At 58.0% G+C, this 25,889-nt stretch carries 25 protein-coding genes and 1 pseudogene; 17 read left to right on the forward strand and 9 right to left on the reverse strand.

The features are described from left to right. Positions 1-13 precede the first annotated feature (13 nt). Complete coding sequence (locus tag AC1RQB_RS19600; RefSeq protein ID WP_048395157.1) at positions 14-1,531, reverse strand: nucleobase:cation symporter-2 family protein; 1,518 nt, start codon at positions 1,529-1,531, stop codon at positions 14-16. Positions 1,532-1,786: 255 nt separating this feature from the next. On the opposite strand from AC1RQB_RS19600, the gene AC1RQB_RS19605 reads away from it, so the two are divergent. Both AC1RQB_RS19605 and AC1RQB_RS19610 read left to right on the forward strand, forming a co-directional pair. Further along, positions 1,787-2,068, forward strand: a complete 282-nt coding sequence (locus AC1RQB_RS19605) for a BrnT family toxin (RefSeq protein ID WP_063340929.1) — start codon at positions 1,787-1,789, stop codon at positions 2,066-2,068. Positions 2,069-2,071: 3 nt separating this feature from the next. After that, positions 2,072-2,416, forward strand: a complete 345-nt coding sequence (locus AC1RQB_RS19610) for a BrnA antitoxin family protein (RefSeq protein WP_063340930.1) — start codon at positions 2,072-2,074, stop codon at positions 2,414-2,416. 81 nt (positions 2,417-2,497) lie between these two features. Here the strand turns inward: AC1RQB_RS19610 and AC1RQB_RS19615 are convergent, their stop codons facing one another. The 4 genes from AC1RQB_RS19615 to AC1RQB_RS19630 all read right to left on the reverse strand — a co-directional run bounded on the left by AC1RQB_RS19615 (position 2,498) and on the right by AC1RQB_RS19630 (position 8,693). After that, on the reverse strand, positions 2,498-3,337 hold the full coding sequence (locus AC1RQB_RS19615; RefSeq protein ID WP_063340931.1) for an arylamine N-acetyltransferase family protein: 840 nt from the start codon (positions 3,335-3,337) through the stop codon (positions 2,498-2,500). Between the two features lie 113 nt (positions 3,338-3,450). After that, the gene (gene xth / locus AC1RQB_RS19620) at positions 3,451-4,245 is read right to left on the reverse strand and encodes an exodeoxyribonuclease III (RefSeq protein ID WP_063340932.1); all 795 of its coding nucleotides are present in this window, start codon (positions 4,243-4,245) and stop codon (positions 3,451-3,453) included. 100 nt (positions 4,246-4,345) lie between these two features. Next, on the reverse strand, positions 4,346-6,916 hold the full coding sequence (locus AC1RQB_RS19625) for a bifunctional diguanylate cyclase/phosphodiesterase (protein ID WP_063340933.1): 2,571 nt from the start codon (positions 6,914-6,916) through the stop codon (positions 4,346-4,348). A gap of 205 nt (positions 6,917-7,121) precedes the next feature. After that, a complete protein-coding gene (locus AC1RQB_RS19630; RefSeq protein WP_063340934.1) occupies positions 7,122-8,693 on the reverse strand; it encodes a sensor domain-containing diguanylate cyclase in 1,572 nt (523 codons plus the stop codon). 367 nt (positions 8,694-9,060) lie between these two features. Between AC1RQB_RS19630 and AC1RQB_RS19635 the strand changes: the two genes are divergently transcribed. Beyond that, positions 9,061-9,543 (forward strand): hypothetical protein, encoded by a 483-nt coding sequence (locus AC1RQB_RS19635; RefSeq protein ID WP_008075977.1) that lies wholly within the window; start codon positions 9,061-9,063, stop codon positions 9,541-9,543. Here the strand turns inward: AC1RQB_RS19635 and AC1RQB_RS19640 are convergent. After that, positions 9,540-11,291 (reverse strand): L,D-transpeptidase family protein, encoded by a 1,752-nt coding sequence (locus AC1RQB_RS19640; RefSeq protein ID WP_063340935.1) that lies wholly within the window; start codon positions 11,289-11,291, stop codon positions 9,540-9,542. The genes AC1RQB_RS19635 and AC1RQB_RS19640 overlap by 4 nt on opposite strands. 81 nt (positions 11,292-11,372) lie before the next feature. Here AC1RQB_RS19640 and AC1RQB_RS19645 point away from each other — a divergent pair, with 81 nt between their 5' ends. The 11 genes and pseudogenes from AC1RQB_RS19645 (at position 11,373) to AC1RQB_RS19695 (ending at position 19,767) form a co-directional block, all read left to right on the forward strand. After that, complete coding sequence (locus AC1RQB_RS19645) at positions 11,373-12,077, forward strand: murein L,D-transpeptidase catalytic domain family protein (protein ID WP_008075981.1); 705 nt, start codon at positions 11,373-11,375, stop codon at positions 12,075-12,077. A gap of 145 nt (positions 12,078-12,222) precedes the next feature. Then, positions 12,223-14,016, forward strand: a complete 1,794-nt coding sequence (locus AC1RQB_RS19650) for a copper resistance system multicopper oxidase (protein WP_063340936.1) — start codon at positions 12,223-12,225, stop codon at positions 14,014-14,016. 10 nt (positions 14,017-14,026) lie between these two features. Next, positions 14,027-14,917: a copper resistance protein B gene (locus tag AC1RQB_RS19655; protein WP_063340937.1), complete on the forward strand. Its 891-nt coding sequence runs from the start codon at positions 14,027-14,029 to the stop codon at positions 14,915-14,917. Between the two features lie 55 nt (positions 14,918-14,972). Further along, on the forward strand, positions 14,973-15,356 hold the full coding sequence (copC, locus tag AC1RQB_RS19660) for a copper homeostasis periplasmic binding protein CopC (RefSeq protein WP_008075987.1): 384 nt from the start codon (positions 14,973-14,975) through the stop codon (positions 15,354-15,356). 3 nt (positions 15,357-15,359) lie between these two features. Next, on the forward strand, positions 15,360-16,289 hold the full coding sequence (gene copD, locus AC1RQB_RS19665; protein ID WP_063340938.1) for a copper homeostasis membrane protein CopD: 930 nt from the start codon (positions 15,360-15,362) through the stop codon (positions 16,287-16,289). A 145-nt stretch (positions 16,290-16,434) separates the two neighbouring features. Continuing rightward, positions 16,435-16,845 (forward strand): hypothetical protein, encoded by a 411-nt coding sequence (locus AC1RQB_RS19670; protein WP_063340939.1) that lies wholly within the window; start codon positions 16,435-16,437, stop codon positions 16,843-16,845. Positions 16,846-16,875: 30 nt separating this feature from the next. Beyond that, entirely contained in the window at positions 16,876-17,082 is a 207-nt protein-coding gene (locus AC1RQB_RS19675) for a DUF2933 domain-containing protein (RefSeq protein WP_063340940.1), read from the forward strand. A gap of 133 nt (positions 17,083-17,215) precedes the next feature. Further along, a pseudogene (locus AC1RQB_RS19680) lies at positions 17,216-17,428 on the forward strand (copper-transporting ATPase); the annotation flags it as partial. Between the two features lie 89 nt (positions 17,429-17,517). Beyond that, positions 17,518-17,787, forward strand: coding sequence for a heavy-metal-associated domain-containing protein (locus AC1RQB_RS19685; protein WP_063340942.1), 270 nt, complete (start codon positions 17,518-17,520; stop codon positions 17,785-17,787). A gap of 337 nt (positions 17,788-18,124) precedes the next feature. Continuing rightward, positions 18,125-18,583, forward strand: a complete 459-nt coding sequence (locus tag AC1RQB_RS19690) for a hemerythrin domain-containing protein (protein ID WP_063340943.1) — start codon at positions 18,125-18,127, stop codon at positions 18,581-18,583. Positions 18,584-18,975: 392 nt separating this feature from the next. Then, positions 18,976-19,767, forward strand: coding sequence for a transporter substrate-binding domain-containing protein (locus AC1RQB_RS19695; protein ID WP_063340945.1), 792 nt, complete (start codon positions 18,976-18,978; stop codon positions 19,765-19,767). Between the two features lie 237 nt (positions 19,768-20,004). On the opposite strand, the gene AC1RQB_RS19700 is transcribed toward AC1RQB_RS19695, so the two are convergent. Beyond that, a complete protein-coding gene (locus tag AC1RQB_RS19700) occupies positions 20,005-20,460 on the reverse strand; it encodes a type VI secretion system amidase immunity protein Tai4 (protein WP_063340946.1) in 456 nt (151 codons plus the stop codon). A gap of 603 nt (positions 20,461-21,063) precedes the next feature. Between AC1RQB_RS19700 and AC1RQB_RS19705 the strand changes: the two genes are divergently transcribed. The 3 genes from AC1RQB_RS19705 (at position 21,064) to tal (ending at position 23,730) form a co-directional block, all read left to right on the forward strand. After that, positions 21,064-21,426 carry a DUF6124 family protein gene (locus AC1RQB_RS19705; RefSeq protein ID WP_008076011.1) on the forward strand — a complete coding sequence of 121 codons (363 nt, stop codon included), beginning with the start codon at positions 21,064-21,066 and terminating at the stop codon, positions 21,424-21,426. A gap of 203 nt (positions 21,427-21,629) precedes the next feature. After that, the gene (dusA, locus tag AC1RQB_RS19710; protein ID WP_063340947.1) at positions 21,630-22,625 is read left to right on the forward strand and encodes a tRNA dihydrouridine(20/20a) synthase DusA; all 996 of its coding nucleotides are present in this window, start codon (positions 21,630-21,632) and stop codon (positions 22,623-22,625) included. Positions 22,626-22,803: 178 nt separating this feature from the next. Then, entirely contained in the window at positions 22,804-23,730 is a 927-nt protein-coding gene (tal, locus tag AC1RQB_RS19715; protein ID WP_008007128.1) for a transaldolase, read from the forward strand. 244 nt (positions 23,731-23,974) lie between these two features. On the opposite strand, the gene rssC is transcribed toward tal, so the two are convergent. Both rssC and rssB read right to left on the reverse strand, forming a co-directional pair. Further along, on the reverse strand, positions 23,975-24,457 hold the full coding sequence (gene rssC / locus AC1RQB_RS19720) for an anti-sigma factor antagonist RssC (protein ID WP_007897104.1): 483 nt from the start codon (positions 24,455-24,457) through the stop codon (positions 23,975-23,977). Then, positions 24,457-25,638, reverse strand: coding sequence for a two-component system response regulator RssB (rssB, locus tag AC1RQB_RS19725; protein ID WP_008076016.1), 1,182 nt, complete (start codon positions 25,636-25,638; stop codon positions 24,457-24,459). The genes rssC and rssB overlap by 1 nt, the downstream gene beginning before the upstream one ends. Positions 25,639-25,889 lie beyond the last annotated feature (251 nt).

Raw genomic sequence — 25,889 nt, forward strand, 5'->3', positions numbered from 1 at the left:
CCGGGTACCGCCGTCAAACATGCTCACTGCTTTTCGCATGCACCGCCCGCGGCTCGGCATGCCCATGCTCTGCCTCCACCACCGGAATCTCGTTCCCGTCGCAGTCACGCAGCTTGCCTTCGCTGAAGTAATCCCCTTCCCGCAACGCCGCCAGATCCTGATAACGCAAGACTCGCTCGGTACCGGCCGCAAACACCGATTGTTGATCCGAGTTGCCGGCAGTGAGGTGGTTGAAGGCCAGGTTCAGCACGATGGCCATGATTGCCGAGGAGCTGATGCCCGAGTGGAAGATCGTCGCGAACCAGCTGGGGAAGTGGTCGTAGAAATTCGGTGCGGCGATGGGGATCATGCCGAAACCGATGGAGGTGGCGACGATGATCAGGTTGACGTTGTTGCGGTAGTCGACCTTGGACAGTGTCCGAATGCCGCTGGCCGCCACAGTGCCGAACAGCACGATGCCGGCGCCGCCGAGTACGGAGGTTGGCACGGCAGCGATGACCCGGCCCATGAAGGGCAGCAAACCGAGCACCACCAGGAACACACCGCCGGTGGCCACCACGAAACGGCTCTTGATTCCGGTGACCGCCACCAGCCCGACGTTCTGGGCGAAAGCACTCTGGGTGAAGGAGCCGAAGATCGGCGCGATCATGCTCGACAGCATGTCGGCGCGCAGGCCGTTGCCCAGGCGTTTGGAGTCGACTTTGGTGTCGATGATTTCACCGACGGCCAGAATGTCGGCGGAGGTTTCCACCAGGGTCACCATGATCACGATGCACATCGACAGAATCGCGGCGAAGTGGAAGGTCGGCATGCCGAAATGGAACGGTGCCGGGAAGCCGAACATCGGGCCTTGGGTGACGGACGAGAAATCCGCCATGCCGAGGAACACGGCGATGACGGTGCCAATGACCATTGCCAAGAGGATCGACAAACGGGAGATAGTTGCACTGCCGATCTTGCTCAGTAGCAGTACCAGCACCAACGTCACCGCCGCCAGGCCGATGTTTGCCATGCTGCCGAAGTCCGGGGCATGGCTGTTGCCGCCCATGGCCCAGCGCGCGGCCACCGGCATCAGCGTCAGGCCGATAGTGGTGATCACAATGCCGGTTACCAACGGCGGAAAGAACTTGGTGATTCGCGAGAACACTGGCGTGATCAGCAAGCCGATCAACGACGCGGCAATCACCGCCCCGAGAATCGACTGAAAGCCACCCTCCCCACCGCTACTGACAATCGCCACCATGGTCGCAACGCCGGAGAACGACACGCCCTGCACCAGCGGCAACTGACAACCGAAAAACGGTAAACCCAGGGTCTGCAGCAACGTCGCCAGCCCCCCTGCAAACAATGAAGCAGCAATCAACAAACCGATGTCCGCCGGCGAGAGCCCGGCCGCTTGGCCGATGATCAAGGGCACCGCGACGATACCTCCGTACATGGTCAGAACGTGTTGCAGGCCGTAAGCCATATTCGCGCCGATCCCGAGATTCTCATCCTCGGGCCGTTGTTGTGAAACATGGGGCGTTTTCATGGTTGGGGGGTTCCCTGGTTTTTTGTTGTGCGCACACTGTATTCAATAGTCAGGACAAATGTCTATAGAGTTGTATACAACTAACCAGTCAGATTACGGACAGATGTTCACACAGCCCTTTCGCCGTAGAGCCCCCGGCCTAAAAAACTCTTGAAATACATCCTTCCTCCCCTTTCCCTCCCCACCGCTAATCTTTTGCTTTCCAAGCGACCGCCGGCACGGCCGCCCCTCGCTTATACATATAAAGTATGCATAATGAAGTCATTCGAAATTCAGTACCACAAGGCAAAGAACGCGGCCAACAAACTGAAGCATCAAGGCGTCAGCCTCGCCGAGACAGAACCCGTGTTTTATGACGAACGAGCTCTGATGCTTCAGGACAACAACCATGATGAGCAGCGATGGATCATCATCGGGCTGGATGCCAAAGGTCGACTGCTGGTCGTTGCATACACCTACCGCGACCCGAATTTCGTGCGAATCATTTCCGCGCGCATCGCCACCAAAAACGAGCGTCGCCACTATATGGAGGCTTGACCGATGAAAGATGAATACGACTTCAGCAATGCCAAGCGTGGAGCGGTTGCCTCCAGCAAAGGCAAGACCCGAATCACCATCATGCTCGATGATGTCGTCATAGAGGCCGCGCGCGTGCTGGCAGAAAGCGAGGGGTACGGCTACCAGACGGTGATCAACAATACCCTGCGCCAGGCACTGCTCAGCGATAAAGGCAAAGCGGCGAAGCCCGATCAGAACACGGCTGTTGCCAATGTCGGGCATCTCAAAAAAGGCCTCACCGCCTCCGAGCTGAAAAGCCTGGAGAAAAAGTTGTCAGAGGTCCTCAGCGAAATCCATCACGTGATGGAGCTTGAGGTTCGTTCCTAGGCACAAAACCAACACACCCACGCCTGGATCGAGCAAAAGAAGAAGGAGCGAATTGATCAAATCCGCCCCTTTGCGTGGAGCTCAATTTGCCTGCGACACAGGCTCAATCAACCGCCCCAGCGCCCGCTTCAACACTTCCTGCGCCGGCACTCGAATCCCGAATTCGCTTTCCAGTAACCCGATCAACTGATCCACATCCGCCACCTGCCGCCGCTCGCTCTCGCTGCCCGTGCGATGAATGGCAAAACTGCCGTTATTCAATGTGCGTCGCCATCCCTCCCCCGTCCGCGCCACCATTAATTGCTTGAGAAAGGGCGATTCAGGATGGGTCGAGACGTACCAGTTGCCGAGGGTGTAGTCGATGTCTTCCTGACGTTGCAGGTCGAAGATGTACATCGCCCGCCATTCACCACCGACGTTGGCGCGCAGGGTGTAGCCGTCGGCATGCGGTTCGATGCGATAGGGTTCGTGGGGAGTGAACTGCTCAGCTTTGGTATCCAGCATCAGCGGTGCGGTGGGTACCATGCCGCCGAAGCCGACGTCAGTGATGTAGCGCACGCCATCGAGGGTCACCAGACTCAAGCGGTGAGTGCGAGCGGTCCATGCGCCTTCCGGCTGGTTCATGACCACGCGACCGGTGATGCCGCGCGCCTCGAAACCCAGCGTCTGAAGCAAGGCCAGGAACAGGTGGTTGAGTTCGTAGCAGTAGCCACCACGACCTTCGTGCAGGACTTTCTGCTCGATGGACGGCAGATCGATAAGCACCGGTTCGCCCAATAATGTGGTGAGGTTTTCGAACGGGAAGGCACCGGTGTGACGCAGTTGCAGTTGGCGCAGGGTTTCCAGGGTTGGCGCCGGAGGCGCATCGAAGCCCAGGCGTTGCAGGTACAGCGCAAGATTCGTCAGTCGTGTCTCGCTCATCGCTCAATCCTTTATGCAGAGGTCCGCGGATCGCTCCGCCGATGGGCGCCATGTATAAGGGATAACACGGTCGGACTGACAATTGATTTAGCCAATCGCCGCACGTGCCAGACCTATCGCCGCTTGCGCGACCCCACTCGAATCCATGTCGGTGCATGATCGCTGGCATGAGGTTCGTTGCGAACCCAGGCATCGACGCCAGCCTCCTGCAGGTAAGGACTCAGTGCCGGGTTGAGCAGCAGATGATCGATGCGCAACCCCGAGTTTTTCTGCCAGTGCTGCCGGAAATAATCCCAGAAGGTGTAGATCCGCTCCTCTGGATACAGATAACGCAGCGAATCGGTCCAGCCCTGGTCCAGAAGGCGCTGATAACACGCGCGACTCTCGGGTTGAAGCAGCGCGTCCTTGAGCCAGGAACGCGGGTTGTAGATGTCCAGATCGGTGGGCACCACGTTGTAATCACCGGCCAGCACCACAGGATGGTCGCTGCTCTGCAAGTCCTTGGCGTGCGAGATCAGCCGCTCGAACCACGCCAGTTTGTAATCGAACTTCGGTCCCGGCTGCGGGTTGCCGTTGGGCAGGTACAGACATCCCACCAGAACCCCATGCACGGCGGCTTCCACGTAGCGGCTATGGGTATCGCTGTCATCACCTGGCAAACCGCGCCGGCTCTCCAACGGCTGCGCATCGCGCGCCAGAATCGCCACCCCGTTCCACGACACCTGGCCGTGCCAGACGGCGCCATACCCGGCCGCCTCCAACTCCGCGACGGGGAATGCGCCATCCACCGATTTGAGTTCCTGCAAACAGGCGATGTCTGGCTGTTCTCGCGCAAGCCAGGCCAGCAGATTCGGCAAGCGGGCGCGCATGCCGTTGACGTTGAAGGTGGCGATTTTCAGGTTCTTCATGATCCGACGCTCGCAACGGATGAGGCGGTATCCAGTTGTGACCGGGGTGCGCCACGGCAGTTGCCGCGGCGAATGAAACAGGCGACTAAAGGCGCGAGACTTACAGCGGGTGATCGTCCCATGATGCCTTGAGCAACGGCAGCAGTGCATGCCTGTCCACCGGTCGACTGAGGTAGAACCCCTGCACTTCATGGCACTGATCCGAGATCAGGAAGTCCAGTTGTTCCAGCGTCTCGACGCCCTCTGCGGTGACAGTCAGGCCCATGGCCTTGCCCAGGTTGATGATCGCCTGCACCACGGCGCGATCATTGCTGCCGTTGCTCATGGACGCAATGAAGCGCTTGTCGATCTTGATCCCGTCAAACGGATACGTACGCAGATAACCCAGCGAAGAATAACCGGTGCCGAAATCGTCCATGTTCAGCCGTACGCCCAACTCCTTGAGCGCATTCATGGTCGCCAGAGCGCCATCGACGTCGATGAGCATCACGTTTTCAGTGATCTCCAGTTCCAGTCGACTGGCGGGCAATCGGCTCTGAATCAACGCCTCCCGGACGTCCTCGATCACATCGCTACGGGCAAACTGCACCGGCGACAGGTTGACCGAGACCATCATCGCGCCCGGCCAGGTCAGGGCCGTCTCGCACGCCTCGCGCAACACCCAGCGCCCTAATGGCACGATCAAGTCGGTCTGCTCGGCCAATGGAATAAACGCGTCGGGGTTCAACAAGCCTTGCACCGGATGCTGCCAGCGCAACAGCGCTTCGACCGAGACGATCTGCTTGCCATCGACGTGATAACGCGGCTGGTAATGCATCACGAATTCGTTGTTCTTGATCGCCTGACGCAGGTCGCTTTCCAGTTGTCGGCGGTGCTGGATCTGATCGTTCATGTGCGCCGCAAAGTAGCACCAGGTCTTCTTGCCATTGGATTTGGCCTGATACAACGCGATATCGGCACAGCGAATCAGCTCCTCCGGAAGATGCCCCTGGCGCCGACTCAGGGCGATACCGATGCTCGCACCGATGTGCAGCGTGTGGTGATCGTAATGAATCGGTTGATGCAGGCTGTCGAGCAAGCGCTCGCAAAAGCGGTCGATTTCCGCGTGGCTGTCCATGCCGTGAAGCACCAGCACGAACTCGTCGCCCCCCAATCGCGCAACCAGATCGATATCCCGCGTGCATTCGCGCAAACGGATCGCCACTTCCAGCAATACCGCATCGCCCGCCGGGTGGCCGAGGGAATCATTGATCGGCTTGAAGTTATCCAGGTCGATCATCAACAACGTCAACGCCGTCGATTGCTCTTTCAGGGCCAGTGCGTCTTCGAGGTAGCGCGCCAGTTTGTTGCGGTTCGGCAAGCCCGTCAGTGCGTCGTGCATCGAAAGATGCTGGATCTGCGCATGGGCGGCGACTTCATCAGTGATGTCGCTGGCCGTCCCGCGAAAACCCAATAGCGCGCCCTTGCGCTGGATCGGTCGCGCCGACACCCGGCACACTCGCTGTTGCCCCGATTGATCACGGTAGGAACAGCGCAAGTGGCTGACGGCTTGCTCTTCATCAAGTTTGTTCAGCCACAGCGACAAGGGCATGGTTTCGCAATTGAGCAGTTGCCCGATGTTCTGCCCCAGCCATTGTTGATCCGAGAACCCGGTGACGGTGCTGAAGCGCCCCGACAGATAAGTGATGCAATGCTGGTCGTCGGTTTCCCAGATCCAGTCGGACGCCGCTTCGGCCACCGCACGAAAACGTTCTTCACTGGCCTCAAGCGCCTGGTTCGACAAATCGAGGCTGGTGTAACTGGCATCCACATGCCCCGACGTGCGCAGGACATAACGAAAGAAGTAAGCCGTCAATAACGCCAGAATCAACAGCGCCCCGCCCAGTGGTGGCAGCAACGACCAAAGCAATTGGTGACCCGGCTGCTCAAGCCGGGAGACCAGGCTGTAACCGGTGCCGGTCAGAGCGACGGCTGGTTGACCGGGAACAATGACGTCGTCGGCCGTCAGGCTCAAGTCATGCAAACCGTAATCGGCGCTCAAGGTAGCGAGCTTTTCAGGGTTCAACTGGTCGACGTATATAAGCACTGAGGTGCTCTTGGGATCGACCGCAGGGCGTTCGTCATTGGGCACGATCGCGGCTGCCGTCAACAGCGCCGGTTTGCCTTCGAACAAGGTGTACCGGCTGACGGGCTCGATGAGGCTTTCCTGACTTTGAACCTCGTCTACAAGCGTCGCCATCGAGGTCGACAGATAGGCTGTCGCCTGATCCTGAACCAGCAGCCCGCGCACCGTGGCGTATTTGGTTCGCTGACCATCGATTACGAAAACCGCGTCGTAGTGATCGATGGTAAACAGAGTTTTACCCACGTTCTGCTCGACATAGGCCCATTGCACATCGACCTTGTCGTTCAGGTGGTCGTAGGCGGTCGTCCAGTTGGCGTAGCTGACGATGTAGTTTTTCGAGGCGGTGATGCGGTTCTCAAGTGCGCGTTGCGTGTAGAACGTGGTTTTGCTCAGATCCTGAGCATCGAGCCGTCCGGCAATACTGAACAAGGCGATCAGTGCAATCAGCACCCCAACCACAAAAAGCAGGCCGATGACGAATATCAGGTTACGGGTAATCGGTGTATGACGTGCGGGTGCAGCGGTGGTAATGGCAGTCAAATCCATGCACTTGATCCTGTCGATCGATCGCCTTATCGGGTGAGGCCTGCGGGTCTGGTCTGTCGTCATGAAAGCCAGGCTCTCCACTGACCATAGCAGCCCTGCCCGGTCACCGTCCCTGAATAACGCAAGTCAGCGGCACGCATAAAAGCAATCCATGACGACCAATGCAAAGCCCGCTCCCACATGGATTGCACTTAACTGACTAGCATTAGCGGTCCGAGCGCATCAGCGCTTCGACGCCCCCTTCCATCGACAACACTGCCGAACGATTTCGTCCCGAATGCTTGGCCTGGTACAGCGCCGCATCCGCGCGCTTGATCAACATTTCGGTGCTATCGTGCCCCGTCGGCACAAACGAATAACAGCCAAGACTGACCGTGACGTAACCCGTGGGAGAGCCGCTGTGGATGATGTTTTTGTCCATGACGCTTCGGCGGATCTGCTCGGCGATCGTCAGTGCACCATGAATATCGGTGTCCGGCAGCAACACCGCGAACTCTTCACCGCCGTAACGCACCGCCAGATCGGCGTTGCGGTGACAGCAACTCTTCAGCGCCCGCGCCACTTCGGCCAGGCAATGGTCCCCCGCCACATGACCGTAGGCGTCGTTATAGCGCTTGAAATAATCGATATCGAGCATGATCAGGCTCAGCGGACTCGACCGCCGGGCACCGCGCCCGAACTCGATCTCCAGCGCCCGCTCGAACAATCGACGGTTGGCCAACCCGGTCAGGCTATCGTGGGTGGCGATCAATTCCAGGGTTTTCTGCGCCTCGCGCAAATCCGCCTCGATGCGCTCGCCCGCGCGCACCTGATGAATGAACACCCAACCGAACAACCCCACGCCGAGGACGACCAGAGCGACGATCACACTGGATTGAATCGCCGTGTCATACCAGTCCTTGAGGATCGCGTCTTTGGAAGATGCCGCCGCGACCACCACCGGATAGGTATCGAGTTGTCGGTAGCCATACAACCGAACGATGCCATCCACCACCGAGTCGATCATGGCGTTGCCGGATGTCGCACTGGGCAGAAGTTTTTGAAAAATCTCCCCCTGAGCCAATGACGTGCCAATCTGCGACTCCACAAACGGCCGTCGCGCCAGCAGTGTTCCATCGGTCAACGCCAAAAACATCGCGCCATTGTTATCGAGGCTGAAGCTTTTGAAGAACTGGTCGAAGTACGACATCTTGATCCCGGCCACCAGCACCCCCTGGAAATTGCCGCTCGGGTCGTTTACTCGCCTGGAAACCGGAATGATCCACTCGCCATTTTCCCGACTGCGAATCGCCGGGCCGATGTGTGCCGGGGACGATACGTTCTGCTGGTGAAACCTGAAGTACTCGCGGTCCGCCGCACCTGGGCCACGGGACAGGTTTTCGGACGACGTCACGACCCGTTGCCCCTGCTTGTCGAACAGAAATATCCCGTGCAATTGATGCAACGTCTGCACCCGCCGGGCGAAGGTTTTCTGCAAGCGTGGCGTCTGGGCAGCGTCGAAACCCTCAGCCTGAATCCAGTCCACCAGACTGGTCAGCACCAGATCGGCTTTCATGAACGTGTCTTCGGCCTGCTGCGCCATGGCCCGGGTCAGGTTCGACGAAGACACCTCGGCCAACGCCAGGTCGTGCCGACGCGACTGCTCCAGTTGCAGGTAAAGCAGCCCGCAGAGGCAGAGGCACACCGCCGCAATAAACAGCACCGCGGCTTTGAGCAGGGGCAACCGCCTCAAGGCACCATCGGGCACGTGGTGCGGATCGGGAATGGGGATAGGCAAAAGCGAGTCCTGAAAGGGTAAGGCATGGGCGAAGGCCCAAAACCCTTATTTTTTGTGAGCTTAGTCTACGGGGTTGTGCGGGGTAAATGCGCCAGATCTACAGAGATCGACTTCCCGACGAGTGAAATACGAGCCGAGGGGTAATCAGCGCCTTCACCCGCGACAGCTTTAGTTAAGCAATTAGCCTCGACGCACTTTTTTGTAGCAGCTGTCGAGCTCGCGAGGCTGCTGCTACAGGATCGCATTACCGTTTAACTGACTGGCATTTATCCCTAAGGACCGCGGGTGTTTCAATCGCATGACGCAAGGCAAAACCGCATGACCTTGAAGGAGCTACGATTAACTGACATCACGACAGGAAATCGAAATGAGTAAAGCAGATGAGCTCGCCGAGAAGCTGAAACAATCCCGGCAAACCAGTGCCGACGCGACCATCGCCGATCAGGCGATCGACAGCTGGCCGGGCCAGGTCTATGACTTGTATCACCAGATCGAAACCTGGCTGCAGCCATTGATCGAGGTGGGCCTGAAGCTGCGACGCAATTCCACGCACGTGTTCGAAAGGGCGCCGGACGAGGCGAGTTACGATTACGCCATCGACCAACTGCTGATCGAAGGCAACCACCACAGCATCACCTTCGATCCCGTCGCTCGCTTCACCGCCGACGGTGCCGGGCGGATCGAGATTCGCTCGACAGGCAAGGAACTCGCCCTATTGCGAACCGTCGATGAACACGGCGAGACGCATTGGTGGCTCCAGGCGATCGAGCAATCCGGACAACAACCGGATGCGATCGCGCTGACCGAACACAACCTGCTTCTGGCGGTGCAAGAAGGGCTGGGGCTTTAAAGCTTGTTCTGCCCCACCGCCATCGAGGGAGGCGCCGCTCGCCTCCCGTCCAGCGTTGGCCGTTCCGAAGGCAGATTCAGCGCCCGCAACACCGGCTTATCGTACCCATACACATCGGGCTTGAACGTCACTCGCCCGTCAAGACTCAGGTCCACCGTCCAGTAGGCCAACAGCACCGGCACTTTCACGGGGAGCCTGATGTTCTCTGTCTTGCCGTTGGCTAACTGCTTTTGAATCCCTGCACTGTTCCAGCGAACCGGGTCGTTGAACAACAACTCCACCAATTGCAGCGGGTTTTCTACCCGAATACAGCCAGAACTGGTCGCACGATTGGATTGCGCAAACAACTCGCGATGCGGGGTGTCGTGCAGGTAAATCGCATAGTCATTGGGAAAGCGAATGACTACCTGCCCCAGCGAGTTATCCGACCCTGCATCCTGACGCAGCGTAAGGCCGCGCGGGTTGTCCCAATCGACGGTCGACGGGTCGAGCACGTTGCCTTCTCGATCGATCACGCGAATCCGGTTTGCATCGAGATAGCCAGGGTTGTTGCGAATCTTCGGCAGCATGTCCTTGACCAGAATGGTCGGCGGTACGGTCCAGGTCGGGTTGAACGTGATGTAAGTGATCTCGGATTGAAAAATCGGTGTGCTGCGATACGGTTTACCGACCTGCACCCGGGAGCGCCATATCAGCTTGCCATCGCGATAGAACGAAACCTTGTACCCGGCGATGTCGACGATGACAAAGGTGCCCTGAAGTTTGTACAGCAGCCACCGCGCCCGCTCCATGTTCACGCGGACCTGATCGATTCGCGCCTCGACCGGCACGTTCAGCGCCGCGAGTGTCGCCGGCCCCGCCACACCATCCGCCCCGAGGTATTGCTCGGCCTGATACTTCTTCACCGCCGCCATGACAGTGTCGTCGTAGTCGGAGCGCGCGTTCATTTTCGCGGTCAGATAACCACCTGCCACCAAACGAGCGCGCAACTGCGCAACCGAGGCGTCGTCCATACCTGGCCTGAGGGTCTGCCCTGCTGGAATCTTTGGCCAGCCACCACTGTCGCGAACCCTGCGCAGTTGCGCCAGGCCCTGTCGCAACGTGCCATAAATCGCTTCTTGTGGCGGCGCCTGGGCGAACGCGCGCTCGACGTCATGACTGTCGAGGGCGGCGAAGAAAAGGTTGACGTCCTCCCGAGGGTCGATGCCGACCGGGTCGAAATTCCAATGGATGTCCAGCCGCGAAGGGTCGACCTTGCCGCGCCGCAACTGCAGCAGCGCCGTGATGAACGTCTGGGTCGCCGAGATATCAAAAGCCGCCCGTTGCCCGGGGGTTGGCGCTGTTTTCTGCATCGAGTTTCTGGCCGTGACCAGTTCGGCAATTCGAAAATCCTCGGGGTCCAGGCCATCAACCCCGGTGTCGCTCAGGCTTTTCAATAACTGGACGACATCGTCATCGTCCGTCCAGGCGGCGCGATAGCCACGATGGCTATAAAAGTCCATCACCGCTCGATTGACGTCGACCCGTTGATGGCCCGGTGACGTGAGCAGCGGGGGAAACGCCGAACTCAATGGCGCCAACGCCGCCTGAATCGCCTGACCGACATAATCCCCAGGCGCGGCATCCGCGACGACGCTAACGGGAGATGGCGGCTCAATCGGCGAAGTTTCCGCAATTGCCATGCCGCTTATCAGAAAGCCCATAAAAAATATGCGGCTTATGACGAATAACCTTGTTAACTGCCCCATGGATAATCCTTAATCTCCCGTTTTCAACCGGCTAGCGTCGTGCGCGCTGCTAGACTCGAAACAATCAGATGAGACTTGCATATGGCCCTAGACCGCTTCGGCTTTTTAATGACGGCCCTGTTGCTGACCGCTTTTACCTTACCGGCAGCCTACGCCGATTCGCTTGAAGCCGCGCTGATCAAAGCGGCCCCCAATGCCAACGCCAAGGTGATTGCCCTGGCCGTACGCGCTTCCCAATGCAGCCGGGCCCAAAGCGCGGCCCCGGCTCAAAGGCTAGCAGTCATCGATTACTCCCTGCCCTCCACCGAACAACGTCTTTGGGTATTCGACCTTAAGAAACGCAAGTTGTTGTTCCACGAACTGGTCGCCCACGGTCGCAACAGCGGCGAAAACATGGCCCGTCAGTTCTCCAACCGCAATGCCAGCTTCGCCACCAGTCTTGGTTTGTACCGAACCCAGTCCAGCTATGTCGGGCAGAACGGTTACTCGTTGCGCATGGAAGGTCTGGAGCCGGGTTTCAACGACAATGCTTTCGAGCGGGCGATCGTTATTCATGGCGCGCCCTATGTCAGTCCGGATCTGGCGCGAGCGAATGGCCGAATCGGCAGAAGCCTGGGTTGCCCGGCGGTGAGGCCTGCGATTGCGCATCAGCTGATCGACTCGATGAAAGATGGGCAGCTGTTGTTTTCTTACTATCCGGATCAGCGCTGGTTGAAGTCTTCCTCGTATATCAATTGCGGTAACGCCACCGTAGCGGACTCGTCCAAGCCGAACAGAAGTCACTAAACACAGAGTGAAACTGTCAGAAATGTAATCTTGGCCTCAGTCTGCTGAAAGGCGCCGCCCGTTAACCTTCACCTCATTAAGTTCTCCTCCCTCCGCTCAGGATGGATTTGAGGGCTTCATCAGGCTGACGGATGGGAAAAACGGCATGCACTCCAACACCTCAAGACGCACTTTCGTGAAGGGCCTGGCCGCGGGTGGAGCCCTCGCGGGCCTCGGGCTATGGCGCACGCCGGTCTGGGCGGTCAGCAGCCCCGGCGAACCGAACGTGCTGGCCGGTACCGAGTTCGACCTGTTCATCGGCGAAACCCCGGTCAACATCACCGGCAACCCTCGAACTGCGATGACCATCAACGGCGGCATTCCCGGCCCCCTGCTGCGTTGGCGTGAAGGCGACACCGTCACGCTGCGGGTAAAGAACAAACTCAAGGACAGCACCTCGATTCACTGGCACGGCATCTTGCTGCCCGCCAACATGGACGGCGTGCCGGGCCTGAGCTTTCACGGTATAGAGCCGGACGGGATGTACGTCTACCAGTTCAAGGTCCGGCAGAACGGCACTTACTGGTATCACAGCCATTCGGGCTTTCAAGAACAGTCCGGGGTTTACGGGCCATTGGTGATCGACGCCAGGGAACCGGAGCCTTTCCAGTACGACCGCGATTACGTGGTGATGCTGACCGACTGGACCGATGAAGACGCGGTCGGCCTGATGAGCAAACTCAAGAAACAATCCGATTATTACAACTACCACAAGCGCACCGTGGGCGATTTCATCCACGACGTCAGCGAGAAAGGCTGGGGCTCGACAGTTGCCGATCGCAAGATGTGGGCCGAGATGAAGATGAACCCCACCGATCTGGCCGACGTCAGCGGCGCCACGTACACCTACTTAATGAACGGCCAGGCGCCGAACATGAACTGGACTGGCGTGTTCCGCCCCGGCGAAAAGCTGCGACTGCGCTTCATCAACGGCTCGTCGATGACCTACTTCGACGTGCGCATCCCCGGCCTGAAAATGACCGTGGTCGCCGCGGATGGCCAACACGTCAAACCGGTGAGCGTCGACGAATTCCGCATCGCGGTGGCGGAGACGTTCGATGTCATCGTTGAGCCGACCCAGGACGCCTATACCCTGTTCGCCCAGTCGATGGACCGAACGGGTTTTGCACGAGGCACCCTTGCGGTGAAGGCCGGCTTGTCGGCGCCAGTGCCACCGCTGGATCCGCGACCGCTGGTGACCATGGATGACATGGGCATGGGCGGGATGGATCACGGCAGCATGGGCGGCGACATGGCGGGGATGGATCACAGTGCACCGCAAGGCATGACGGGCATGGATGGCGGTGACATGCAGGGCATGGACAGCATGGCCGGAATGGATCACAGCAGCATGGCCATGGGCGGCATGGCCGGTATGCAATCCCATCCCGACACGGAAAAAGACAACCCGCTGGTGGACATGCAAGCCATGAGCACCTCGCCGAAACTTGACGACCCGGGCCTGGGCCTGCGCGACAACGGTCGCCGTGTGCTGACCTACTCCGACCTGCGCAGCACCTTCGAAGACCCGGATGGCCGCGAGCCCGGTCGCACCATCGAGTTGCACCTGACTGGCCACATGGAGAAATTCGCCTGGTCATTCAACGGCGTGAAGTTCTCCGATGCCGAACCGCTGCGACTCAAGTACGGCGAGCGAATCCGGGTGGTACTGGTCAACGACACGATGATGACTCACCCCATTCACCTGCACGGCATGTGGAGCGACCTCGAAGACGAGAACGGCCAGTTCATGGTGCGCAAGCACACTATCGACATGCCGCCGGGATCAAAACGCAGCTATCGGGTCACCGCCGACGCGCTCGGTCGCTGGGCCTATCACTGCCATCTCCTGTACCACATGGAAATGGGCATGTTCCGTGAAGTTCGCGTGGAAGAATGAGGCGCTACCCATGACCAGACTGAATCGCTCTACCCGCCTCGCTTTGGCACTCGCTGGCCTCACGGTTTCTTCGGCCATGGCCGCCACCGACGACATGCAGGGCATGGATCATAGCCAGATGCAGGGCATGGATCACAGCCAAATGCAGAGCATGGACGACGGCCAGATGCAGCCCGCCGCGCCAACTCAAAGCCGCACACCGATCCCGGTATTGACCGACGCCGACCGCGCCGCCGTGTACGCCAGCCCCACTGGCCATAATGTGCATGACACCGCGCTCAACTATTACTTCCTCGCCGACAAGCTCGAATGGCAGGACGCCGACGACGGCAGCGCATTGGCGTGGGATCTGTCCGGCTGGGTCGGCGGCGACATCGATCGCCTGTGGCTGCGCTCCGAAGGTGAACGCGTCAATGGCAAGACCGAAGACGCCGAAGTCCAGGCCCTTTGGGGCCACGCGATCAGCCCGTGGTGGGACGTGGTGACCGGCGTGCGCCAGGATTTCAAACCCGGCGATCCGCAAACCTGGGCCGCATTCGGCGTGCAAGGCATGGCGCTGTACAACTTCGAAGCCGAGGCCACCGCCTTCATCGGCGAAGGTGGCCAGACCGCCGCACGGCTGGAAGGTGACTACGACATTCTGCTCACCAATCGGCTCATCTTGCAGCCGACCGCCGAGCTCAACGTCTACGGCAAAAACGACCCGCAACGGGGCATCGGCTCCGGGCTCTCCAACACCGAAGCCGGCCTGCGGCTGCGCTATGAAATCCGCCGGGAATTCGCGCCTTACATCGGGGTGACCTGGAACCGCACCTACGGCAAAACCGCCGACTACGCCAAGGACGAAGGCGAGGACCGCAGCGAAGCCCGCCTCGTGCTCGGCGTTCGGTTGTGGTTCTAAACGCTTTAACTCAAAAACCTAAAAACCAACCGCTTAAAGCGGTAAGAGGCCTTGCATGCGCACAATCAAAACCACCGCTGTTGCCATCGCACTTTCAACCGGGCTGCTCATGAGCACACTGGCTCAAGCCCATCCGAAACTGCTCTCCTCCACCCCGGCCGAAGGCGCGGAAGGCGCGACGCCGAGCAACATCGAACTGCACTTCTCCGAAAACCTCGTGACCCAGTTCTCCGGCGCCAAACTGGTCATGACCGAAATGCCCGGCATGGCCCATTCCCCCATGCCGATGAAGGCCAAAGTTTCCGGCGGCAGCGACCCGAAAACCATGGTCATCACCCCGCTCTCACCACTGCCCACCGGCAGCTACAAAGTCGAATGGCGCGCCGTGTCTTCGGACACTCACCCGATCACCGGCAACGTTACGTTCAAAGTGAAGTGATTGATGAGCGACTCGGTCAGCATTGCCCTGCGGTTTGCGTTGTATGTGGATTTGATGCTGTTGTTTGGGGTGGCGCTCTTTGGGCTGTACAGCCTTAAAGGACAGGAAAGGCTGTCGGGAGCGGTATTGCCGTTTCGGTCGATGTTGGCGGGGACGGCAGTGCTGGGTGCGCTGCTGTCCGTCGCCAGCATGGTGATGATGGCGAGTGCCATGAGCGGGGAATCGGACTTCGCCGAGCTGCGTCCGCACATCGAGATGATGCTGTTCGAGACGAACGTCGGGTTGGCTTGGGGGGTTCGCATTGTTGCGCTGGTCGTCGCGGGTTTAGCGGTGATGCTCCGTGCGCCTGGTTTCAGTTTATGGGTTGCAGCTTTTGCCGGCGGTGTTGCCCTTTCCAGCCTGGCCTGGAACGGGCATGGCGCTATGGATGAAGGCAGTCGTCGCTTCTGGCATTTCACGGTGGACATTCTGCACCTGCTGACGGCGGGAGCCTGGCTTGGCGCATTGATGGCGTTTGCGTTGATGGCGAAGATTAATGCGCTGCAAACCGAAGCGCGCATCAAGTTGTTGGCTCGTGCTGTTAATCGATTTGAGGTGATTGGCGCGGTCATCGTGGTGCTCATCACGGTGACGGGGGTTGTGAATTATCTGTTCATCGTTGGGCCGAAGCTGGATGAGGTGTTTCTCAGTACTTATGGGGTTTTGCTGTTTATCAAAGTGGTGCTGTTTGCCGGGATGCTCGTGCTCGCCGCGTTGAACCGGTTTCACCTTGGGCCGTTATTGGAGCGATCGTTGCGGGACGGGCAATACGCCGTCGCCGCTAATGCGTTGCGGCGTAGCGTGGTGGTGGAATGGGTGGCTGCTGTGCTGATTGTGGGGTTGGTGGCCTGGCTCGGAACGTTGAGCCCGGAGATGGAAATGGCAGCGCAATAAGCCTGGAGGCATTATTTGATATGGATCAACAACGTCCGCCGGTCGGGGCGTAATTTCTGAATCATTCCCTCTATCGGGAACACGAAATGCTCTGGTCCGCAGCTGCCTTAGCGCTGCCGATCCCCTTAATACTGTGGAGATTGTCATGCACATCTACGTCAAATCGCTCGTAGCCGCTCTGCTCATCAGCAGCCCATTGCCAGTGCTGGCCACCGACGAACATCACCCCGAAACAGCGCCTGCCGCCCCCACGAACGACGCAACCCAAACCACGCCCATGCAAGACAAGACCATGAGCGAACAGATGCAAAGAATGCAGGCGGCCCACGACAAAATGATCGCCGCCAAAACCCCGGCCGAACGCCAGGCGGCGATGCAGGAAGCCATGACCACGATGAAAAACAGCATGGGCATGATGCACGGCCATTGCACAGGCATGGGGATGGGCAAGGGCATGTCCGGCAGCAAGGACGGCTCGGGCACAGCGATGATGGACATGATGATGAAAATGATGGATCAGCAATCCAGCATGATGAAGATGCCGATGGGCCAATAAATCTGACTTCGTCGGAATGGAGCTCGCCACATGAACCACTCACCACCCTCGACGCCTCCAGCCTCCTCCTTCTGGCGCAGTAAACCCGGCATCGCGCTGGGCATGCTGCTAGTAATCGGTCTGTTTTACCTGGCTCGCGAACATTACGGCCATATCTCACCGATTCTGCCTTACCTGATTCTATTGCTGTGCCCGTTGATGCACCTGTTTGGCCATCACCACGGCGGCAGGCACTGACCCATGCATCGCCATAACGGACATCTGGATGACCTCAAGTCACCTGCTCAGAAGGAGCAGGCACCGGAGTCGGTGGCGACCGAAAAGCCCCATGCACCCGTAAATCCGCCAGCGCGGCCCGGGTACATGCCCCCGCAGCCTATCGGTGGCAACCGTACGCAACATGCACCAGAACCTGGCCTTTGCCCTGGCCTATAACGCCATGGGCATCCCCCTCGCCGCCGGGTTGTGCTACCCGTTGACCGGGCATCTATTGTCTCCGTTGGTGGCTGCACTGGCCATGAGCGTGAGCTCTGCCTCAGTGGTGTTTAACGCCTTGCGCCTGCGCCAGGCCTCGATTGACTGAGCACGAAACAAGCGCTTGACCTTGCCATCGTGACAAGGTCAACGATGACTTCAAGCGCTGATGGGCGCCGCCACCAAAGAGGTTTATCCATGAACAGTATTGAGTTGCACGTCGAAGGCATGAGTTGCAGCAGCTGCGTCAAACACGTCAACGCGGCGCTGCAACCGCTGGCGGGAGTTGGCGAGGTGACGGTCGATCTGGCCCATGGCCGGGTCAAGGTGACGGGCGATATACAAAGCAACACCCTGATTTCTGCGCTGACGGAGGCTGGTTATCCGGCAAGCCTGTTGGCCGCAGACAGTCACGAGCGGGTCAGGAAAACGTCCGGGTGCGGTGGGGCCGGTTGTTGCTGTCGTTAAGCCCGGGCTCGGTGGAAGTCGTGGCATCGTCATCCAGTGTGCTGACCGCTGCGACCTCTTTATTGTGATGGATGACAGTCAATAAGTGGATCGCGTCGATTTTGGGCGCTGCTTTTTCCTTCCGTTTTCGCTGACGGATATCCGGCAGATCAAATAGTGCATATAAACATAAACCTGATATTTCAATTTTTTCCAAGAGCGGCAAATTTCCTGAGGTGAGCGCTTTGTGCTCACCTATACTAAAAAGGTTAAATAGTGCTGACGAGTGTGTTTGACAAGGTATTGAAATTTAAAGGTGCAGGAACCCGTGATGGTTTGGTCATAACGAGGATTTAATATGAACGTCTTATTAAAAGAACTTCAGGCCTATCATCATGAAGTAGCTATGAAAATTACTCAGATCAAAGAGTTGCTGAAGAAAATTAGGCATGAATCCGATGGTGCTGATGACTGCAAGCTGTTGTTCAAGATGCTGGAAGCCTTGCATGGTGATGCAGAGCGACACCACCATGAAAATGAAGAACTTATTCGGCTGGTCTTGTTAACAACTGAGGCACCGATCCACCAACGGGTCAAGGATATCGAGCGAGATCATCAGGCATTTGGGCGCATTGCCGGACAGCTGAAGATGTTCGAGGACACAACTCAGGAAACGAGAGTCATTGCTGACACTATCGATGATTTCATCAAAAAATATTACGATCATATGGACGCTGAGGAACATATTTTCTTTCCGGCGGCAGATAAGTGGCTGTCAGACAATCAGTGGCAGGAAATCAAGCGTCAATGGCATTAAAAAGCAATGAAAGCGGTGGACGTCAAGTTGAATTACTTAAATAAAACCCACCGCAGCTACCTATATCGGCAATTGGTCTGGTGGGTTCTGCTGGGTGGACAAACCCGAGACTGGAGCCACGGGTTTATATTCAGTTCCCGCCTGACGGCATTCAAGACTTCGATTTTGTTGCTGATCCGCTGCCAGCAACTCGATTGAAGCGCATCTTAAGAGTTCGAAGTCCTTGGCTTGTGGATAAACAACTAATGTGAAGGGATACGTGTCGGGCCTTGCCTGACACGTATCATGTGCTGGAGTGAATGGGGTACTGGGACAGTGGATGACAGTCAAGAAGCGCTTTCACTACACTGACTCCCGCTTGAACCCCACTCAATCACAAAAGCCCGATAACAATGAAAACCATAAAAAGCACAATGATGCTCTGTGGCCTGCTCGCGCTAGCCAGCGGCGTTCAGGCAGAGCAACCCCCTTCCCATCTCGACACCGTCCTGCAACAAGGCCAACTGCGCGTTTGCACGACCGGCGACTACAAACCCTATACCTTCAAAGGTGAAGACGGCGAATACTCGGGGATCGACATCGCCATGGCCCGCTCGTTGGCCGACAGCCTGGGTGTGAAGGTTGAGTGGGTCCAGACCACCTGGAAAACCCTGATGCCCGACATGCTCGCGGGCAAATGCGACATCGGCGTCGGCGGCATCTCCGTCACCCTGGAACGTCAGAAAAAAGCCTTCTTCAGCACCACGCTGGATGTCGACGGCAAAATCCCACTGGTGCGCTGCGAAAACCAGGCGCAATACCAGACCATCGAACAAATCAACCAACCTTCCGTTCGCCTGGTCGAACCAGCCGGCGGCACCAACGAAGCCTTCGTTCACGCCTTCCTGCCCAAAGCGCAATTGAAACTTCACGACAACGTGACCATCTTCCAGGAGCTGCTGGACAAGAAGGCTGACGTGATGATTACCGATGCTTCGGAGGCGCTGTACCAGCAGAAACTTAAACCGGGTTTGTGCGCGGTCAACCCGACGCAATTTATGCAGTATGGGGAGAAGGCTTATCTGTTGCCGCGTGAGGACATCAGCTGGAAGTTGTATGTCGATCAATGGCTGCATCTGGCCAAGGTGACGGGGAACTACCAGAAAATTCTGGGTCAGTGGATAGCGGTGCCAGAGGGTAAATAGCCCGCTGCTATCCATTCCATGTAGCAGCTGGCGAAGCCTGCGTCCGGCTGCGCAGCAGTCGCAAAAACAGAACTTGCGATGCATCAGGCAGACGCAACGGCGGAAGTATTTCAGCCGTTGCATCCTCGAAATCATTTTCAGTTTCCTGTGGACCGGAAGCGTGGCGGCACGATCTTAAGTCGTCATCCTGGGCCGAAAGCCCGTCAACGGCTGCTCATCTTAAATCGCGACACAGGGTCAATCCTTTTTGGGGCGCGGCGGGTTGTCCTGACGATAGGTATGCAGGGGATTGATGACCAATTGTTTTACCTGGCTGTCCAACTCTTTGCTGTGATACAGGTCCAGGCATTTGAGCAGTTCAAAGCGAACGCCTTGGCGCTCTGATTCGACCAGTGGATTGTGATAATCACGAGCCAGAAACTGGTCAACCAGAGGTCTACCGGCTTGAGGTGCTTGCTCCAGATCGAAATAGGTCCAGTCCATAAGCGCACTGGCACTGCTTCCGGCGTCCTGGGCGGCTTTAGGTTCGCTCTTGTAGGCGGTAGCGATGCAGTCTGCCAGCACCATATCCTTGTAATTTTGCGCGTAGGTGCGCCCGCCTGCCTGTGGGGAGTTGGCCGGATCATCCTTGGACCAACTGTTGGAAGGCGCGGCAGCCCAAGCCAGTACCAAGACCGCAGTCAAATACTTCATCAAGACAAACTTCATCCTTGAGTTTAGGAAGCAGAAAATCTGCAGCAGTTTAATCCTTCATGCTTGAGGTGACATAGACCTGAATGACGGGGTCATGAAGGTGTGTTGCGCGGAAGGGTGTCTAGCAGCTCCGTCACGGAGCTGATGCGATAGCGTCCTGCTGCTTACTCGGTACATGAACGCCACATTCACGACGGCTAACCATAAAAAGACGTCAGATATTTCCTTGTTTTCTTCGAAGAAACTCGCTCGTTTAAATGGGGTGTTTAAAGACACTCGCGGTTACTTCACAAAGGCTACAACGCCTTGCGTCGTTGCCTACGACTACGCCAGAATCCACCGGCTTGTGCGCTTAAGGTCCGGTCTTTATCGTTTCCCCGTCGCTGAAAAACAGCGATCGGGTTTGGTAGCCCGTACATGAGATTTGCACAGCATCACCATTCGCGGCGTTTTTCGTCTCGGCTTTATGGTGGTCATGCACAGGGCACCTTCGGGTGCGCCGGCTTCCTCATGTCCCGGTCTACCAACCTGCGCATGGCCGCCACCTTCGTTTGGTAGCGAGGTTGGATGGCTCCTTTATTTAAGGCATGAGGAGTTTTATCTATGTTCAAACCAACACCCAATCCACCGATCACAGACCCGGCATCCCCGTACGAATCACTTGATTCCAAAAAACTCAACGAAGCCGCCGAACGCGCCCTCGACTATCATCTCAAACCGGCCGCTCAAATCATGGCCACGACCAACGAACCCGAGCGCATGTTCCTAGCCAACCCGGCATACAACACCGAATCCTTGCTGGCCAACGCCTGCGAGTCACTGGGATCGGCCACGGTTATGCTCAGTGATTTTGCAGCGCTGTTGGAGGGGACACACCGCAAAACCCTGCTGGGCATTGCGCAAGTGGTCATGCTGGGTGAGCTGGCGGTGAACCAGGCGCTGGATAACGTCGAGCCATCCAAGTAATCAATGCTGCACATCGGCGTGGGGAGGAGTGAGCCCCCGCGCCCCGCAGAACTGTCAGATTTATTGTGTGCAGGCCTAACCGACCCGCACACAAAATTCCTGACAGCCCCCACTCAACTACCGCAGCAAGACTCACCTGAGCCCCGCAAGCCCAATCCTGATAAACTCCACACCTCCCAGCCTCACCCATTCCAGAAACGCCAATGCCCCTAATCACCGCCACACCCACTCCGCTCTCCCGCCGCTTCTCCGTCGCCCCGATGATGGATTGGACCGATCGTCACTGCCGTTTTTTCCTGCGCCTGCTCTCCAAGCACGCCCTCCTCTACACCGAAATGGTCACTACCGGCGCGCTCCTCAATGGCGATCACGACCGCTTCCTGCGTCACAACGAAGCCGAGCACCCGTTAGCTCTCCAGCTCGGCGGCAGCGTCCCGCTGGACCTGGCAGCCTGCGCACGCATGGCCCAGGACCACGGCTACGACGAGGTGAATCTGAATGTCGGCTGCCCGAGTGATCGGGTGCAGAACAATATGATCGGCGCGTGCCTGATGGGGCATCCGCAGTTGGTGGCTGATTGTGTGAAGGCGATGCGTGATGCGGTGTCGATTCCGGTGACGGTGAAGCATCGGATCGGGATTAATGGGCGGGACAGTTACGAGCAGTTGTGTGATTTCGTCGGCACGGTTCGGGATGCCGGGTGCACGAGTTTTACGGTGCATGCGCGGATTGCGATTCTGGAGGGATTGTCGCCGAAGGAGAACCGCGACATTCCGCCTCTGCGCTATGACGTGGCGGCGCGGTTGAAGACGGATTTTCCGGAGCTGGAGATTATTCTCAACGGCGGGATCAAGACGCTGGAGGCTTGTCACGAGCATCTGCAGACATTCGACGGCGTGATGCTGGGCCGTGAGGCGTATCACAATCCTTATGTGATGGCTGAGGTGGATCAGCAGCTGTTTGGCAGCACGGCGCCGGTGATCAGCCGGGCCGAGGCGCTGGCGCAGTTGCGGCCTTATATTGCCGAGCATCTGCTGGCGGGTGGATCGATGCACCATATCACCCGGCATGTTCTGGGGCTGGGTACCGGGTTTCCGGGGGCGCGGAAATTTCGGCAGCTGTTGTCGGTGGATATTCATAAGGCCAAAGAGCCTTTGGCGTTGCTGGATCAGGCGGCGGAGTTGCTGGAGGGGCGCTAACCGTCACCTGCGTTGAACCTGTCCCCCATTTCAGCATCGTATCTACCGATACCACGCCCCGCCTTTCAAACATCCGTTTTCAGGTTGTTGCCGCTGGGGCTATCGATACACGTACGCGCCCTTGAGTGGCTGCAAGCGCTCGGGTAATGTCATTAGACCCATAGGACAGAGCACGCTCATGACTTCCAAGCTGGAACAACTCAAACAAATGACCACCGTGGTTGCCGACACCGGCGACTTCGAAGCAATCGCTCGCGTTAAACCGGTGGACGCTACCACCAACCCTTCCCTGCTGCTCAAAGCGGCGGCCATTCCCGCTTATGCCGAGTTGCTGAACGCTTGCGTTCATGACTGCAAGGGCGATGTGGGCCTGGCCAGTGACCGTTTTGGCGTTGCGGTAGGGCAAGAGATTCTGAAGGTTGTACCGGGCCGTATTTCCACTGAAGTGGATGCGCGCCTGTCGTTCGACACTGACGCCGTATTGAAGCGTGCGCACCGTCTGATCGACCTGTACGACAAGGCCGGCGTTGGCCGTGACCGTGTGCTGATCAAGATCGCTTCGACCTGGGAAGGTATCCGCGCTGCCGAGAAGCTGGAAAAGGAAGGCATTCAGACCAACCTGACCTTGCTGTTCTCTTTCGCTCAGGCTGCGGCTTGTGCTGACGCTGGGGTGTTCCTGATTTCGCCGTTCGTGGGCCGTATCTACGACTGGTACAAGAAGGCCACTGGCAACGACTACACCGGCGCGGATGATCCGGGCGTGCAGTCGGTGACGCGTATCTACAACTACTACAAGGCCAATGACTACAAGACTGTGGTCATGGGTGCGAGCTTCCGTAATCTGAATCAGATTGAGCAACTGGCCGGCTGTGATCGGTTGACCATCAGCCCGGATCTGCTGGAGAAGCTGGCGGCGGATACTGGCAAGCTGGAGCGCAAATTGGCGCCGGGGCATGCTGGTGAGGCGCGTCTGAGCCTGAATGAAGCGCAGTTCCGTTGGTTGTCCAATGAGGATGCGATGGCGACCGAGAAGCTGGCAGAGGGGATTCGTCAGTTTGCTCGGGATCAGGAGAAGCTTGAGGCGTTGTTGCAGGCCAAGCTTTGATCTAGTTCGAAGCTGTGCAAAAAGGGCGAACCTTAGCGGGTTCGCCCTTTTTTGTGCGCGTTTGGTAGTGAGGATTAGGCTGGCTTCGCGCTGGTGAGCGTGGCGGGTGTGCGGACGCCTTCGCGGGCAAGCCCGCTCCCACAGGGTTTATGGTATGGCTGAGATCGAGTGTTCAACGAAGAATTAGTGTGGGAGCGAGCCTGCTCGCGATGGGGCCAGAGCGGCCCTCCATCACTTCAAAGGATCAATGCCGCTCCAGCGCATTCACCAGGTCATGGAACGCTTCACGGTTGGAGTCGTTCAGGCCCATGAGGATTTTATGCGCCTCGAGGACTTTGACCCGCACGACTTCTTCGGACTGATCCTGGTCTGGCAGGTCGGTCAGGCATTCAGGGCATGGGATCGGGCGGTCAACGATGTTGAACACTTGCTCGAAGCCCATGGACTGCAGCAGACGGGTGATGTCTTCGTGGGTGGTGACGACGGTCGGCAGCAGGCCGACCTTTTGCCGCGACAGGATCGACAGTTTGGCCAGCAGGCCCAGGGTGGTGCTGTCGATGCTGCGGGTTTCGGTCAGATCGATCACGATGGCGTTGAAGTTCAACGCGGTGAAGATCCGCTCAATAGTCGCATCCAACGCCGAACACAGGGTCAGGCGAACTTCACCGACGAACTTCAGGACGAAGGTGCCGTCCTGCTCGGCGAACTGGATTCTACCGGTACTCATTAAAGATTCCTGCTCAACACCAACAGGGCGATATCATCCGGCATCTCCCCTAGCGTGGCCAATCCAAAAACCTGGCGCAGACCATCCAGGCTGCCGCCCGCTGCCTTCACCCGTTGAGGCAAAGCAGCTTCTTTATCTTTGAGTGTGGGTTCTGGCAAAAGGTCCAAAATGCCATCAGACATCAGCGTCAGGCTGAACACTGGCGGCAATTCCAGTACGTGGTCTTCGTAGGTGGCTTCATTGAAGAGGCCCACCGGCAGACCGCGCCCTTCCAGGTAACGAACACTGTCTGGCGTGTACAACACAGGCAACGGCAGATGACCGCCGATGCTATAGGTCAACAAACCGGTCTCCTCGTCGATGACTCCACCGACCATTGTGACGTGTTTACCCAGCTTACAACTGATCAGGCCCCGGTTGATATGACCCAGGACCTCTGAAGGCTTGAACTCTGGCAATGTGCCATTGCGCTTGGATTCGAACAGCAAGCGCGTGGTCATGAACTTCAGCAGCACGGTAACGAAGGCTGAAGAGGCGCCATGGCCGGAAACGTCCGCCAGGTAAAACGCTACCCGACGCTCATCGACCCGAAAGTAGTCGACGAAATCGCCCGACAGGTACAACGACGGAATGATCTGGTGCGCGAACTGGAACTCGTTGATGCTCCAGGGGCTGACCGGCAGCATGTTCATCTGCACCTGGCGACCGGCGTTCTGGTCTTCCTGGAGCAGGTTCAGGCTGGCTTCGAGCTCGCGGTTGGCCTTTTCCAGCTTCTCGCGATAGCGCTGGTTTTCCAGCAGCAGGCGCGCACGATCCAGGGCCCGGCGCACGGAGTGCTCGAGCACGGCCAGATCTTCAAGAGGCTTGATCAGATAGTCCGCCGCGCCCAGGCGCAGGGCCTCGACCGCGTCGTTCATCACGCCCGCGCCCGACACCACGATCACCGGGGTCTGCGGCGACAGCTCAGTGACCTGGCGAATGAGTTCGAGTCCGCCCATCTGCGGCATGCGCAGATCGCAGATGACCAAGTCGGGCTTGTCTTGCTCGAATACCTGAAGACCCTGCTGGCCGTTGCTGGCCTGCAGGACACTGAAACCACTGTCTTCCAAGTAGGCCGCGAGGCTCGCGCGCACTACTTCGTCATCATCGATTATCAGCAGCGTGGCACTGGTTTTTGGCATGTGGGCAAACGGCGCCAGAATTAGGTTGGCGTAGCAGGCTGGGCATTGGCCCCCGCACACACTACTGGATTCGCTTTCTAGCCTCTCTGCCGCACCGTTTTCGAGCGTTAGCCCTACTTACAGGTACACCAAAGGTGCCCTTCTAAGGCGCAGACGGTACTCCCATCCGCGAGGCGTTTCAAGCTCACGCCGATGGTCGCTTGACGTCTTTACTTGTCAAATCACCGGGAGTTATAAGAACAGGCAAAACC

The organism is Pseudomonas sp. GW822-FHT02E03 (assembly GCF_058802325.1).

Coding starts and splice junctions, on each gene's coding strand:
- AC1RQB_RS19600 (WP_048395157.1), bottom strand. CDS start 1,531: ATGAAAACGCCCCATGTTTCACAACAACGGCCCGAGGATGAGAATCTC.
- AC1RQB_RS19605 (WP_063340929.1), top strand. CDS start 1,787: ATGAAGTCATTCGAAATTCAGTACCACAAGGCAAAGAACGCGGCCAAC.
- AC1RQB_RS19625 (WP_063340933.1), bottom strand. CDS start 6,916: ATGGATTTGACTGCCATTACCACCGCTGCACCCGCACGTCATACACCG.
- AC1RQB_RS19615 (WP_063340931.1), bottom strand. CDS start 3,337: ATGAGCGAGACACGACTGACGAATCTTGCGCTGTACCTGCAACGCCTG.
- tal (WP_008007128.1), top strand. CDS start 22,804: ATGACTTCCAAGCTGGAACAACTCAAACAAATGACCACCGTGGTTGCC.
- AC1RQB_RS19685 (WP_063340942.1), top strand. CDS start 17,518: ATGAACAGTATTGAGTTGCACGTCGAAGGCATGAGTTGCAGCAGCTGC.
- AC1RQB_RS19705 (WP_008076011.1), top strand. CDS start 21,064: ATGTTCAAACCAACACCCAATCCACCGATCACAGACCCGGCATCCCCG.
- AC1RQB_RS19645 (WP_008075981.1), top strand. CDS start 11,373: ATGGCCCTAGACCGCTTCGGCTTTTTAATGACGGCCCTGTTGCTGACC.
- AC1RQB_RS19650 (WP_063340936.1), top strand. CDS start 12,223: ATGCACTCCAACACCTCAAGACGCACTTTCGTGAAGGGCCTGGCCGCG.
- AC1RQB_RS19655 (WP_063340937.1), top strand. CDS start 14,027: ATGACCAGACTGAATCGCTCTACCCGCCTCGCTTTGGCACTCGCTGGC.
- rssB (WP_008076016.1), bottom strand. CDS start 25,638: ATGCCAAAAACCAGTGCCACGCTGCTGATAATCGATGATGACGAAGTA.
- AC1RQB_RS19675 (WP_063340940.1), top strand. CDS start 16,876: ATGAACCACTCACCACCCTCGACGCCTCCAGCCTCCTCCTTCTGGCGC.
- AC1RQB_RS19695 (WP_063340945.1), top strand. CDS start 18,976: ATGAAAACCATAAAAAGCACAATGATGCTCTGTGGCCTGCTCGCGCTA.
- AC1RQB_RS19635 (WP_008075977.1), top strand. CDS start 9,061: ATGAGTAAAGCAGATGAGCTCGCCGAGAAGCTGAAACAATCCCGGCAA.
- xth (WP_063340932.1), bottom strand. CDS start 4,245: ATGAAGAACCTGAAAATCGCCACCTTCAACGTCAACGGCATGCGCGCC.
- AC1RQB_RS19610 (WP_063340930.1), top strand. CDS start 2,072: ATGAAAGATGAATACGACTTCAGCAATGCCAAGCGTGGAGCGGTTGCC.
- copC (WP_008075987.1), top strand. CDS start 14,973: ATGCGCACAATCAAAACCACCGCTGTTGCCATCGCACTTTCAACCGGG.
- copD (WP_063340938.1), top strand. CDS start 15,360: ATGAGCGACTCGGTCAGCATTGCCCTGCGGTTTGCGTTGTATGTGGAT.
- AC1RQB_RS19700 (WP_063340946.1), bottom strand. CDS start 20,460: ATGAAGTATTTGACTGCGGTCTTGGTACTGGCTTGGGCTGCCGCGCCT.
- AC1RQB_RS19640 (WP_063340935.1), bottom strand. CDS start 11,291: ATGGGGCAGTTAACAAGGTTATTCGTCATAAGCCGCATATTTTTTATG.
- AC1RQB_RS19670 (WP_063340939.1), top strand. CDS start 16,435: ATGCACATCTACGTCAAATCGCTCGTAGCCGCTCTGCTCATCAGCAGC.
- AC1RQB_RS19690 (WP_063340943.1), top strand. CDS start 18,125: ATGAACGTCTTATTAAAAGAACTTCAGGCCTATCATCATGAAGTAGCT.
- rssC (WP_007897104.1), bottom strand. CDS start 24,457: ATGAGTACCGGTAGAATCCAGTTCGCCGAGCAGGACGGCACCTTCGTC.
- dusA (WP_063340947.1), top strand. CDS start 21,630: ATGCCCCTAATCACCGCCACACCCACTCCGCTCTCCCGCCGCTTCTCC.